The organism is Candidatus Latescibacter sp. IFSED24, from assembly GCF_058273205.1.
Map to the genome: position 1 here is coordinate 556717 of NZ_CM177850.1, position 13217 is coordinate 569933.

A 13217-nucleotide genomic window follows, 5' to 3' on the forward strand; every position below is an offset into this window, starting at 1 on the left:
AAGTGCCAAGAAAGCAGTCATTTGACGCCAGCCCGCGGCCGCTTATCATGGCGGCACCATGGACATCAGAAATATCGCCATCATTGCCCACGTTGATCACGGCAAGACCACGCTGGTGGATCAGATCCTCCAGCAGTGTCGCGTCTTCCGTGAGGGCCAGCAGGTCCGCGAGCGGTTTCTCGATTCGGGAGACCTCGAGCGCGAACGCGGGATCACGATCACCAGCAAGAACTTCGCGATCACCTACGGGCAGACGCGCGTCAACATCATCGACACGCCGGGCCACGCCGATTTCGGCGGCGAGGTGGAGCGCGTGCTGAAGATGGCCGACGGCGTGCTGCTCCTGGTGGACGCCTTCGAGGGGCCCATGCCCCAGACGCGCTTCGTGCTGCAGAAGGCGCTGCAGCTCGAGCTGACGCCGCTGGTGGTGATCAACAAGGTCGACCGTCCCGCCGCGCGGCCGCAGGAGGTGCTCGACGAGATCTTCGACCTCTTCGTCGACCTCGGCGCCAGCGACAAGCAGCTCGACTTCCGCGGGGTCTACGCCTCGGGCCGCGACGGCTGGGCCGTGGACGAGCTCGCGGACGAGCGCCGCGACCTGCAGCCTCTGCTCGAGAAGATCGTGGCGCACATCCCGGCGCCCGAGTATCGCGAGGGCCCGTTGCAGATGCTGATCGCGGCCATGGATCACAGCGAGTACGTGGGCCGCATCGGCATCGGCCGCATCGTGCGCGGCGAGCTGAAGGCCAAGCAGCCGGTGATGCTGCTGAAGCGCGACGGCCGGCGCATCAAGACGCGCGCGGCCCAGGTCTACACCTTCGAGAACCTCGGCCGCGCCGAGGCCGAGCGCGTGGGGTGCGGCGACATCTGCGCCATCGTCGGTCTGGAGAACGTGGACATCGGCGACACCCTGGCCGATCCCGAGCACCCCGAGCCGCTGCCCCTGATCGCCGTGGACGAGCCCACGCTGAGCATGAACTTCATGGCGAACAACAGCCCGGGCTACGGCACCGAGGGCCGCTACGCCACCAACCGCCAGCTCCGCGAGCGCCTGCTGCGCGAGCTAGAGCGCGACGTGGCGCTGCGCGTGGAGGACACCGCGCAGTCGGACACCTTCCGGGTGTCGGGCCGGGGCATCCTGCACCTCTCTATCCTCATGGAGACCATGCGCCGCGAGGGCTACGAGTTCATGGTGGGGCAGCCCCAGGTGATCTACCGCGAGATCGACGGCAAGAAGGCCGAGCCGGTGGAGGAGCTCAACGTCGATGTGCCCGACGAGTACACCGGCACCGTGATCGAATACGCGGCGCAGCGCAAGGCCGAGATGATCGAGATGGTCCCGCGCGACGGCCGCACGCGCCTGCTCTTCCACATCCCCAGCCGCGGCCTCATCGGCTTCCGCTCGCACATGCTGCGCGCCACCGCCGGCGAGGTCGTCATGCACCACCGCTTCTACCAGTACGAGCTGTTCAAGGGCTCGGTCCCCCAGCGGCAGGCCGGCAGCATCATCAGCATGCACGCGGGGCCGGCGGTGGCCTACGCGCTCGATGCGCTGCAGGATCGCGGCCGCTTCTTCATCGCACCGGGCGAGAACCTCTACACCGGTCAGATTATCGGCGAGAGTCCACGCGACGAGGACCTGCTGGTCAACGCGCAGAAGGCCAAGCAGCTCACCAATATCCGTGCCTCGGGCTCGGATAAGAAGGCGCAGCTGGCGCCGCCGTTGAAGATGTCGCTCGAGGAGCTGCTCGAGTACATCGCTGGCGACGAGTGCGTGGAGGTCACGCCCAAGTCGCTGCGCCTGCGCAAGCTCCTGCTCGACGAGCACGACCGCAAGCGCGAGGCGAAGCGCCGCCAGCTCAACGACTGAACCGCAAGGAGACGCCATGGTCCTGCTCGAGTTCTCCATGTACCCCACGGACAAGGGCGCCTCGGTCAGCGACTACGTGAAGCGCTCGCTCGAGATCATCGACGACAGCGGCCTGCCTTACCGGCTCGGCCCCATGGGCACCACCATCGAGGGCGAGTGGGACGAGGTCCTGGGCGTGGTCACCCGCTGCTTCGAGCGCATGCAGACCGACTGCGGCCGCATCGCCGTGAACCTCAAGGTCGACTACCGCGACGGCTCGGGCGGGCGGCTCGAGAGCAAGGTCGCCACGGTGAAGGCCAAGACCGGTCGGGATCTGCGGACCTGATGGCGCGGCGGGCGGCCATCCGGCCTGGCGCCCCGCCTGCCGAGCGCCTACCATCTCCACCCATGGAGATCCGCCTGACACCGCCACCCTGGGCCACCCACCTCATCAGCGACCAGGACGACTGGCTCCGCGCCCCGCGTCCGGTGGCGCAGCTCGTCCCCATCACGCTGCCCGACGACGCCTACTTCGAGTACGCCTGGCTCGATGCCCGGGGCGAGAAACGCCCCGATCCCGACAATCCCAACCCGCCCAACAACCCCTGGTGGGAATACGCCCGCTACCTGGCCGGCCCGCGCTACGAGCCCGACCCCTGGTCGGTCATCGCGGCCCGGACCGCGCCGCAGGGTGCGACCGCGCGTCTGCGGTTCGACAGCGCCCACCTGCAGCAGCAGCGCCACGTCCTGGTCTACTCCCCGGCCGGCCACCAGGGCGCGAGCCTGCCGCACGTCTGGTTCCAGGACGGCAAGGCCTACTACGGCTGGGGCAGGGCGCCCCAGGTATACGACCGTCTCCTGGCCGCCGGCGTCTGTGCCCCGGCCCACCTTGTCTTCGTGCCCCCGGTCGACCGTTCCCGCGAGTACCACCTCAACGACCGCTACCTGGCGTTCCTCCTCGAGGAGGCCATGCCCGGCGTGGAGGAGTCCGCGCCGTGCAACGGCCAGCGCACCGCCTGGGGCGCGAGCATGGGCGCGTTCTGCAGCGCCGAACTGGGCTGGCGCCACCCCCTGCGCTTCCAGACCGTGGTGGCCCAGTCGGGCGCCTTCCTCTTCCATCCGGGCCAGCGAATCGGCGCCGATCCCCACGGCGGACGCGAGTGGTGGGCCGAGCGCGTCGGCCAGGAGGCCTGGCGGCCGCTCCGCTGGCAGTTGCAGACCGGCACCCTGGAGTGGCTGCACGAGCCCAACAAAAATCTCGCCGCCGCGCTGGAATCCGCCGACTACGACGTTGTATACAGCGAACGCCCCTCGGGGCACAACTGGACGACCTGGCGGAACGGCCTCGCCGAGGGATTTCGCTTCGCTCTGCCGCCGGTTCCTTGAAAATCGGGCCGCGAAGGGCCACCTTTTCACCAGACGATCGACCGACCCCGACCCCGAACCAAGGTAGGCTGACCATGCGCTTGATGATCGCCATCCTGGGCCTCGTGGCCCTCCTCTCGCTCGCTGCCTGCGGTGGCGGCGACACCGACCAGCACGCCGAGGGGCACGACCATGCCGCCGCCGGCCACTCGCAAGACGGTGACTGCGACCCCATGAACGCCGTGACCAAGGCCCCCGAGGGAAAGGTCTACGGCGCCGGAGTGGCCTCGGCCGCCACCATGCCCGTCAGCAAGCTGCTGGCCGACCCCGAGCCCTTCCTCGGCAAGACCGTGCGCGTCCAGGGCCCCGTGGTCAACGTGTGCAAGCACCGCGGCTGCTGGATCGAGATCGCCAGCGACCAGGAGCAGCAGAAGATCCAGCTCAAGGTCAACGACGGCGAGATCGTCTTCCCGCCCGAGATCATCGGCGAGACCGCCATCGTCGAGGGCGTGCTCGAGGGCATCCCCCTGACCCACGAGCAGGCCTGCGCCTACCTCGAGCAGGAGGCCAGCTGCCAGGGCGAGGCCTTCGACCAGAGCACCGTGCCCGCCGAGGGCATCACCTTCTATCGCATCAAGGGGACCGGCGCCGTGGTCCTGGCTTCGGCCGAGTAAGACAGCACGCACCGAGCGGGCCCGGACCGTGTCGGCCGGGCCCGCCTGCATCCGCTCCGGAGGCCTTCCGTGACCCGTCTGCGCAAAGTCTGCCGCTTCCTGCACCGTGAACTGGGCTTCCTGGCCGTGGGCCTGACCCTGGCCTACGCCATCAGCGGCGTCGCCGTCAACCACACCGAGGAATGGAATCCCAGCTACGAGCAGACGGTCCGCCACTGGACCATCGAGGCGCCCGGCGACGGGCCCACCGACCAGGTGGCGCCCCTGGTGCTCGAGCAGCTCGCCCTCGCCGAGCCGGTGCGCAACGTCTGGCGGGCCACCCAGACCCAGCTCCGGGTGATCGTACCCAGCGGCACGGTCGACGTGGACCTGGTCACCGGCGCGGTGGAATCGCGGATCCTCTCGCCGCGGCCGCTCCTGCGCGACGTCAACTTCATGCACCTGAACCAGGGCAAGGGCGCCTGGACCTGGATCGCCGACGTCTATGCGGGGGTCCTGGCCATCCTGGCGCTGTCGGGCATCTTCCTGGTCAAGGGGCGCAAGGGACTGGCCGGCCGCGGGGGCGTGCTCATGACCCTGGGCCTGCTGCTGCCCGTGTTTTACGTGGTCTTCGAGAAGTACCTCTAAGCCGTTTCTTGACTCGCGTTTTCACCCCACCTAGCTTTGCTGCCTGGTCCGACCATGCAACCGGAGCGAGAGGGGTCCGAGCCGTGATGATCGGCATCCGACGCGAGGACAAGAACCGCTGGGAACGACGGGTGCCGCTGGTGCCCGCCGACCTCGCGGAGCTGCAGCAACAGGGACTCGTTTTCCGGGTCCAGCCTGCCGACAACCGCATCTTCCCCGACAGCGACTACCGGGACCTGGGCATCGAGGTCGCCGAGGATCTGGGGCCCTGCGCGCTGATCCTGGCGGTGAAGGAGATCCCCAAGGAACTCCTGGAGCCGAACAAGGCCTACCTCTACTTCTCCCACGTCATCAAGGGTCAGGACTACAACATGCCCATGCTGCGCCGGCTCCTCGAGCTGGGCTGCAGCCTGCTGGACTACGAGAGGATCGTCGACCGGGACGGCCGGCGGCTCATCTTCTTCTCGATCCACGCCGGCTACGCGGGCATGATCGACTCGCTGTGGACCCTGGGGCAGCGGCTCCAGGCCCGCGGCATCACGACCCCGCTGGCCGAGATCAAGCAGACCTACCAGTACCCGAGCTTCGCCGCGGCCAAGGCGCACCTGCGCGAGGTGGGTGCGCGTCTCGAGGCCGAGCTGCCCGCCGCGCTGCGGCCGCTGACCATCGGCGTGGCCGGCTATGGCAACGTGGCCCGTGGCTGCCGCGAGGTGCTCGAGTGCCTGCCCGTCGAGTGGGTGGATCCGGCCGACCTGGCCGTGAGCGCCGCCCGCGATCCGCAGGCGCCGGTGATCCGCTGCGTGGAATTCCGCGAGGAGCACATGGTGACGCCCGCCCAGGGACAGCCGTTCGCGCTCCAGGAGTACTACCGGCATCCCGAGCGCTACCGGGCGGACTTCGACGCGAAGCTCGCCCACCTCGACCTGCTGATGAACACCATCTACTGGGAGCCCCGCTATCCGCGGCTCGTGACCCGCGAGTGGGTGCGCCAGAATCGCGAGGCGCGCCTGCAGGTCATCGGCGACATCAGCTGCGACTACGAGGGCTCCGTCGAGATCACGCTGCATTCGACCATGCCCGACCAGCCGAGCTTCGTCTACGACCCGGACACCGACCAGGTGACCGCCGGCGTCGACGGCCCGGGCCCGGCGGTCATGGCCGTGGACAACCTGCCCTGCGAGGTCTCCCGCGAGAGCAGCGAGCACTTCAGCCAGGTGCTGCGGACCATGGTCCCGGCGCTGGCGGCGTGCGACTGGTCGGTCCCGTTCGCCGAGCTGGATCTGCCGCCCGAACTGAAGACCGCGGTCATCGTCCATCAGGGCGCCCTGACACCGGACTACCAGTACATCGAGAAGTACCTGGATCAGTAACACTGGAGGATGACCACATGAAGAAGGTTCTGGTTCTCGGTGCCGGCCTGGTCGCGCGGCCGCTAGTGCGCTACCTGCTGGACAAGGGTTACGAGGTGACCTGCGCCAGCCGCACCGTGGCCAAGGCCGAGGCGCTCGTCGACGGTCACGCCCACGGCAAGGCGTTCGCGCTCGACCTCTCCGACGAGGGCAAGCTGGCCGAGTTCATCGCCGGCACCGACCTGGCCATCAGCCTCGTCCCGCCCCCGTTCCACCCCGTGGTGGCCCGGCACTGCCTGGCCCAGGGCAAGAACATGGTCACCACCAGCTACGTCTCCTCCGAGATGGCGGCGCTCGACGCCGAGGCCAAGGCCAAGGGCCTGACCATCCTCAACGAGATCGGCGTGGACCCGGGCATCGACCACATGTCGGCCATGCGGATCATCGACGACGTGAAGAACCGCGGCGGCGAGGTCGTGGCGTTCAAGAGCTACTGCGGCGGCCTGCCCGCGCCCCAGCACAACGACAATCCCTTCGGCTACAAGTTCAGCTGGGCCCCGCGCGGCGTGCTCGTCGCGAGCCGCAACGGCGCCCAGTACCTCGAGAACGGCCGCCAGGTGACCGTGGCACCCGAGCGCCTGTTCCGCGACATGCACGTGCTGCAGGTCCCGGGCTTCGGCGATTTCGAGGCCTACCCCAACCGCGACAGCGTCAGCTACCAGGAGGTCTACGGGCTCCAGGGCATCCCCACGCTGTTCCGGGGCACGCTACGCAACATGGGCTGGTGCGACTGCCTCTACAACTACCGCACCCAGGGCCTGCTGGACCTCGACGAGTTCGCGGTCGAGGGCCGCACCTACGCCGAGATCATGCGCGCGCACCTGGGCTGCGGCCCCGACGAGGACCTGCGCGTGGCCTTCGCGAAGAAGGCCGGCATCCCCGCCGACAGCCTGCCGGCCTGGAATCTCCACTGGCTGGGCATGTTCTCCGACCAGAAGGTCAAGGGCGAGAAGACCACCATGCTCGACGCCATGGGCGACCTGATGTTCGAGAAGCTGGCCTTCGCCCCGGGCGAGCTCGACCTCATCGTCCTGTTCCACGACTTCCAGGCCAGCTTCCCCGACGGCCACAAGGAGCACATCACCTCGCAGCTCATCGATTTCGGCATCGAGGGCGGGGACAGCTCCATGAGCCGCACCGTATCGCTGCCCGCGGCCATCGGCGCGCACATGATCCTCGAGGGCGAGATCACCGAGACCGGCGTCCTGCGTCCGGTGCTGCCGGGTATCTACAACCCGGTCCTGGACGAGCTCGCCACCCTGAACATCGAATGCAAAGAGTCCACCGAGACCTACTAGGAGGCACCGACCCATGGCCAAGATGACCAAGGCGAAGATCTTCAAGGAACTGGGCCTGAAGGCCAGGATGGCCGGCGCCAACTGCGGCGGCGAATGGTTCGCGACGGGCAAGGACGTGATCGAGGTCCACAGCCCCACCACGGGCGAGCTGCTGGGCAAGGTGACCCAGGCCACGGCGGCCGACTACGAGAAGGTCATGAAGGCGAGCCAGAAGGCCTTCGTGGCGTTCCGCGCGTTGCCTGCGCCCCAGCGCGGCGAGATCGTGCGGCAGATCGGCGTGGCGCTGCGCGAGAAGAAGGACGCCCTGGGCGCCCTGGTCTCGCTGGAGATGGGCAAGATCCTCACCGAGGGTCTGGGCGAGGTGCAGGAGATGATCGACATCTGCGACTTCGCCGTGGGCCAGAGCCGCTTTCTCTCGGGCCCCACGCTGCAGAGCGAGCGCCCGGGCCACCGCATGATGGAGCAGTGGCACCCGCTGGGCACCATCGGCATCATCAGCGCCTTCAACTTCCCGGTGGCCGTGTGGGCCTGGAACACCGCGCTGGCCTGGATCTGCGGCGACACCTGCGTGTGGAAGCCGTCGAGCAAGACGCCGTACTGCGCCATCGCCTGCCAGAACATCGTCAACCAGGTCTTCAAGGCCAACGGCCTGCCCGAGGGCATCAGCGGCGTGGTGGTGGGCCGCGGCTCGACCATCGGCGAGCGCCTGATCGCCGACACGCGCATCCCGCTGGTGTCGGCCACCGGCTCGACCCGCATGGGCAAGCGCATCGGTGGGGTCGTGGGCGCACGCCTGGGCCGGACCATCCTCGAGCTGGGCGGCAACAACGCGCTGATCATCAGCGAGAAGTGCGACCTGAAGGGCGCGCTCGCCAGCGCGTTCTTCGGCGCCGTGGGCACCGCGGGCCAGCGCTGCACCTCGACGCGCCGCCTGATCATCCACGAGTCGATCTACGACACCTACCTCAAGAAGATGATCGGGCTGTACAAGAAGGTGAACATCGGCGATCCCCTCGACGGCAAGACCCTCATGGGTCCCCTGATCGACGAGGGCGCGGTGCAGGACTACGAGAACGCCATCCAGGCCGCGGTGGCCCAGGGCGGCAAGATCCTCTGCGGCGGCAAGGTGAAGAAGCCCCCGTTCGGCCGGCGCACCTTCGTCGAGCCCACGATCATCGAGATCGACAACAAGGCCGAGATCGTCCAGAACGAGACCTTCGCGCCGATCCTCTACGTCATGAAGTACAAGAAGCTCGAGCAGGCGCTGGCGCTGCACAACGACGTGCCCCAGGGCCTCAGCTCGGCCATCTACACCGACAGCGTGGGCGAGGGTGAGACCTTCCTCAGCTACAAGGGATCGGACTGCGGCATCGCCAACGTGAACATCGGCACCTCGGGCGCCGAGATCGGCGGCGCCTTCGGTGGCGAGAAGGAGACTGGCGGCGGCCGCGAGAGCGGTTCGGACGCCTGGAAGGCCTACATGCGCCGGCAGACCAACACCATCAACTGGGGCGGGGAGGTCCACCTGGCCCAGGGCGTGAAGTTCGACGTCTAGGACGTTCACGCGGTTCACGGCGAGCCCCGTCGGCCAGGTGGCCGGCGGGGCTTTCCTGTTGGAACGGGGCGCGCGGAACCCTAGATTCAAGGGCAACCATGGAGGTGCCGCCGATGACCCACCGGATCATGCCGCCGGCGATCCTGTTCGCGATCTGCTGGATCCTGGGCGGCTGCGGATCGACCCCGCCGGCCGCGACCACGGCGGACGAGGTCGTCTACCCGCCGCTCAGCCTCTCGGCCTTCGACTTCCTCGACCCCGGCGAGCAGGCCCGGCGGCACGAGCTCTCCCGCGCCGCCTACGAGCGCGCCGCCGCCGCCGCGGACCTCGCCACGCGCCTCGCCGAACTCCAGGCCGCCGTGGGCCTCGCTCCCGCCAACGCTCAGGCCTGGTACCGGCTCGCCGAACAGCGGGTCTGGTTCGGCGACGACGTCCAGACGGCCGCGGCCCTGGCCGGCTGCCGGGCCGCCGGCGGCTGGCACGGCCAGGAGGATCTGCTGGAGGCCTGGTGGCGCTACGACCAGGGCGAATGGGCCCTGGGGCTGGCGGCGGCCGAGCGGGCCGCAGAGACGCCGACCGTGGCGCTCGTCCGCTCGCTGCTGCGCGCCGGCTCCGGCGAGGGCATGGCGGACGAAACCACACGCTGGGCCTGCTGGGTCGACCATTGGCTCGCGGGCCGACGCTTCCGCGTCCTCTTGCCCAACCAGCATCCCGACATCCTGCTGCACGGGGTGATCAAGCAGGAGCATTACATCAGCCTGTATCCCATGCAGGACGCCTGTCGGATCCCGCCCGACGACTTCGATCGCGCCTTCCTGCGCCCCCACCGCGCGCGCTACCTGCGCGACATGGGTCTCATCCACGAGGCCTACGGGCAGACCGCCGAGGCCCTGCTCGCCTACGAGATGGCGGCCGAGGCCATGCCCTGGGCCGACGGAGAGGCGGTGCGCCAGGTGGGTCTGGTCGGCGGGCAGAAGCCGGTCTGGCTCGCCCAGGAGCGGTATTACGTCACCGGCTCGCTCGCCGCCTGGCTCGATCTGTCGTTCCAGGAATTGCGAAGGGCTGCCGACCCCGAGGAACGCGGCCATTGGCGCCGGCAAGCGCTGGCGGCGTCGCAGCGCTGCCTCCAACGGCGGCTGGCCACCAGCGAAGGGCTGCGCAGCCGCTGGCTGTCGCCGCTCGCGCAGGACGAGCCGCTCTGGTCCGGCGCCGAGCTGGACCTGGCCCGGCGCCTGCTCACCGCCGACCGGGTGGAGGACCCGGAGATCCTGGCGAGCCTCGGCCGGCTCGAGGTGCTGGCCGGTCGTCACGAACAGGCCGTGGCGACGCTCGAACGCGCCCACGCCCTGGGCTACCGCGCGCCGCTGGCCTCGACCCACCTCGCCATCGCCCTGGTGGCCGTGGGGCGCGAGGACGAGGCGCGCGGGTTGCTGGATCGGGCCCTGGTCATCGACCCCGAACTGGTGGAGGCCTGGTACAACCGCGGGGTCCTGAGCCTGCACCAGGGCGATGCCGCGGCCGCGCTGGCCGATCTCGAACAGGCGGCGAACCTCGCACCCGAGAACCCCGGGGTGCGCGAGGCGCTGCAGGGCGCGCGGCAGCTGGCGGCGGAGTCCGTCGCGCCATGAGCCTAGCCGTCGCCGCGCAGTTCGAACTGCCCACGCCGCCGGTGGCGGTGCGCCGCCACCCGGGGGGCCATATCCACGGGGCGTGGCAGGTGACCACGGTCGACGGCGGACTCTTCCTGCTGCAGCGGCTGAACACCGGCGTCTTCCCCGATCCCGACGCGGTCATGGCCAACGCGCTGGCGGTGACCGATCACCTGCGCCGCCGCCTCGCCGACCCGGCGCACCGCGTCCTGCGTTTCCGGCCGACCCACGACGCGAACTGGCTCCACCGCGAGCCCGACGGCTCGGTGTGGCGGCTCTGCGACTTCATCCCCGGCGCCCTGGGTCTCACGAGCCCACGCACGCCGGCCGACGCGCGCATGGCGGGCCTGGCCTTCGGGCGCTTCGCCGCCGCGCTGGCCGACTACCCGGCGAGCGAACTGCTCACCACGCTGCCCGGCTTCCACGACGGCAGCCTGCGCCTGACCGCGCTGGTGGGCGCGCGGGTGCTCGATCCGGTGGGGCGGCTGGCGGGTTGCCGCGACGAGGTCGACCGCCTGCAGCGCCTGGGCTGGCTCGCCACCGCGCTGCCGGTGGACGAGCTGCCGGTGCGCGTGGCGCACAACGACGCCAAGCTGGCCAACGTTCTGCTCGACGCCCGCACCAGCGAGCCGGTCGCCGTCGTCGACCTCGACACGGTGATGGCCGGCACCGTGCTGCACGACTTCGGCGACCTGATGCGCACGCTGGCCACGCGTGCGCCCGAGGACGAGGTCGACCTGGCGCGGGTGACGGTGGACGAGGATTGCTTCGCGGAGCTGGTCCGCGGCTACCTGCGCGGCTGCGGCGGCCTGCTCACCGAGATGGAGCGCGAACACCTGGTTTTGGCGGGGCTGGCGATCACCTGGGAGCAGGCGACGCGATTCCTCGCCGACCACCTCGCCGGCGACGCCTACTATCCGGTGACGCGTCCGGGCCACAACCTCGACCGCGCGCGCAACCAGCTCCGGCTGCTGGAGAACCTGCTGGCGGCGGTGAAGCGGTTGCAGGAGCTGGTCAGCGCAGCAGCGATCTGAGCAGGCGGGCCAGTGCCAGGCCCGCGACCGCCGCGGCGGCCATGAGGATCCCGCCCAGCATCAGGCGCCCGTAGAGCAGGCTGCCGGTGCCGAAGAGCACCCCGTAGACCAGGACACAGCCCAGGCTCATGCCCAGGAGGGCCCGGGGCAGGTCGTCCGCCGGCCCCGCGTCGCTGTTCCGGGCCCGGACCGGCCGCCAGCCCGGACCGGCCGGGCGCACCAGCCGGTAGAAGGCGTCCAGACGCGCGGCGCCGGCCGGCGGGGTCAACAGCGTCACCAGCAGCCACACCGCCGTGGTGACCGCCACGGTGAGCAGCAGCGCCTGGTGCGACGGCAGGTCCAGCGGCCGCAGCACCAGCGCGGTGGCGAACGAGGCCGCCATGGCCGCGATCTCGCTCCAGGCGTTGATCCGCCACCAGTACCAGCGCAGCAGGTAGATCAGCCCGGTGCCGGCGCCGATGGAGAGCAGGAGCTGGAAGCCCTGGCTCGCGGTGTCGACCACGAAGACCACGGCGCCGGCCACCAGCATCAACAGCGCCGTGGTCCAGCGCGAGACGCGGACGTAATGGCGCTCGGCGCGGCCGGGGCGCAGGAAGCGGCGGTAGAGGTCGTGGACCAGGTAGCTGGCGCCCCAGTTCAGGTGGGTCGACATGGTGGAGATGTAGGCAGATAGGAGCGAGGCCACCAGGAGGCCGAGCAGGCCGTGGGGCAGGAGCGTGAGCATGGCGGGGTAGGCGATGTCGTGGCCGAGGAGCGCGGGGTCGAGGCCCGGTAGCGCGGTCTGGATGTCGGTGAGGCGGGGGAAGACCAGCAGCGAGCAGAGCGCCACGATGATCCAGGGCCAGGGCCGCAGCGCGTAGTGGGCCACGTTGTACCAGAGGGTGGCGCCCAGGGCGTGGCGCTCGTCGCGCGCGGCGAGCATGCGCTGGGCGACGTAGCTGCCGCCGCCGGGTTCGGAACCCGGATACCACACCGCCCACCACTGGACCAGTAGCGGCACTAGGAGCAGCGTGGCCACGGCCTGACCGTCGTCCCAGGCGGGCAGGAGGTTCAAGGTGGCGGGGTCGAGCCGCGCGAGGAGCCCGTCGAGGCCGCCCACGGCGGGATGGCGCAGCGACACCACCGCGGCCACCAGCACGCCGGCCATGGCGATGGCGAACTGGACGATGTCGGCCACCATCACGCCCCAGAGCCCCGAGAGCACCGAGAAGCCGATGCACAGGACGGCGCAGAAGACCACGGTCTCCAGGCGCTGCCAGCCGAGCATGACGTTGGCGATCTTGACCGCGGCCAGCGTTACGGTGCCCATGATCACGCCGTTGAAGACCAGGCCCAGGTACACCGCGCGGAAACCGCGGACCCAGGCGGCGGGGCGGCCGCCATAGCGGACCTCGTAGAACTCGAGGTCGGTGAGCACGCCCGAGCGGCGCCACAGGCGGGCGAAGAAGAACACCGTGGACATGCCAGTGAGCAGGAACGCCCACCAGACCCAGTTGGCGGCGACGCCGCCGGTGCGGACCAGGTCGGTCACCAGGTTGGGGGTGTCGGTGGAGAAGGTGGTGGCCACCATGGAGGTGCCGATGAGCCACCACGGCGCGGCGCGGCCCGAGGCGAAGAACTCGGTGGTGCCGCGTCCGGCCTTGCGGGCGAACAGCAGCGCCGGCGCGAAGGCGGCGGTGAGGCAGAGGAGGATGACCAGGAGGTCGAGGTTGTCGAGTTGCATGGGGCCAGACTAGCCGGGCCGAGGCCGCCAGGCC

The 13217-nt window shown here is 69.8% G+C and carries 11 protein-coding genes; 10 read left to right on the forward strand and 1 reads right to left on the reverse strand.

Annotated features, from left to right (window positions below; translation table 11 throughout):
• The first annotated feature begins 58 nt into the window (after positions 1–58).
• The 10 genes from typA (at position 59) to IFSED24_RS02200 (ending at position 11460) form a co-directional block, all read left to right on the forward strand.
• Positions 59–1870, forward strand: coding sequence for a translational GTPase TypA (gene typA / locus IFSED24_RS02155; protein ID WP_491333587.1), 1812 nt, complete (start codon positions 59–61; stop codon positions 1868–1870).
• A 16-nt stretch (positions 1871–1886) separates the two neighbouring features.
• Positions 1887–2195 (forward strand): MTH1187 family thiamine-binding protein, encoded by a 309-nt coding sequence (locus IFSED24_RS02160; RefSeq protein WP_491333588.1) that lies wholly within the window; start codon positions 1887–1889, stop codon positions 2193–2195.
• Between the two features lie 62 nt (positions 2196–2257).
• A complete protein-coding gene (locus IFSED24_RS02165; RefSeq protein WP_491333589.1) occupies positions 2258–3235 on the forward strand; it encodes an alpha/beta hydrolase in 978 nt (325 codons plus the stop codon).
• A gap of 74 nt (positions 3236–3309) precedes the next feature.
• On the forward strand, positions 3310–3888 hold the full coding sequence (locus IFSED24_RS02170) for a DUF4920 domain-containing protein (RefSeq protein ID WP_491333590.1): 579 nt from the start codon (positions 3310–3312) through the stop codon (positions 3886–3888).
• A gap of 69 nt (positions 3889–3957) precedes the next feature.
• Positions 3958–4515 carry a PepSY-associated TM helix domain-containing protein gene (locus tag IFSED24_RS02175; RefSeq protein ID WP_491333591.1) on the forward strand — a complete coding sequence of 186 codons (558 nt, stop codon included), beginning with the start codon at positions 3958–3960 and terminating at the stop codon, positions 4513–4515.
• An 86-nt stretch (positions 4516–4601) separates the two neighbouring features.
• Positions 4602–5885, forward strand: coding sequence for a bifunctional lysine ketoglutarate reductase /saccharopine dehydrogenase family protein (locus IFSED24_RS02180; protein ID WP_491335086.1), 1284 nt, complete (start codon positions 4602–4604; stop codon positions 5883–5885).
• Positions 5886–5902: 17 nt separating this feature from the next.
• Positions 5903–7222 carry a saccharopine dehydrogenase C-terminal domain-containing protein gene (locus tag IFSED24_RS02185; protein ID WP_491333592.1) on the forward strand — a complete coding sequence of 440 codons (1320 nt, stop codon included), beginning with the start codon at positions 5903–5905 and terminating at the stop codon, positions 7220–7222.
• A gap of 22 nt (positions 7223–7244) precedes the next feature.
• Positions 7245–8777 (forward strand): L-piperidine-6-carboxylate dehydrogenase, encoded by a 1533-nt coding sequence (amaB, locus tag IFSED24_RS02190; protein WP_491335087.1) that lies wholly within the window; start codon positions 7245–7247, stop codon positions 8775–8777.
• A gap of 113 nt (positions 8778–8890) precedes the next feature.
• A complete protein-coding gene (locus IFSED24_RS02195) occupies positions 8891–10405 on the forward strand; it encodes a tetratricopeptide repeat protein (RefSeq protein WP_491333593.1) in 1515 nt (504 codons plus the stop codon).
• Complete coding sequence (locus IFSED24_RS02200; protein ID WP_491333594.1) at positions 10402–11460, forward strand: phosphotransferase enzyme family protein; 1059 nt, start codon at positions 10402–10404, stop codon at positions 11458–11460. Before IFSED24_RS02195 ends, IFSED24_RS02200 begins: the two co-directional genes overlap by 4 nt.
• On the opposite strand, the gene IFSED24_RS02205 is transcribed toward IFSED24_RS02200, so the two are convergent.
• Entirely contained in the window at positions 11441–13183 is a 1743-nt protein-coding gene (locus tag IFSED24_RS02205; RefSeq protein WP_491333595.1) for a sodium:solute symporter family protein, read from the reverse strand. The two genes, IFSED24_RS02200 and IFSED24_RS02205, sit on opposite strands and share 20 nt — an antisense overlap.
• Positions 13184–13217 lie beyond the last annotated feature (34 nt).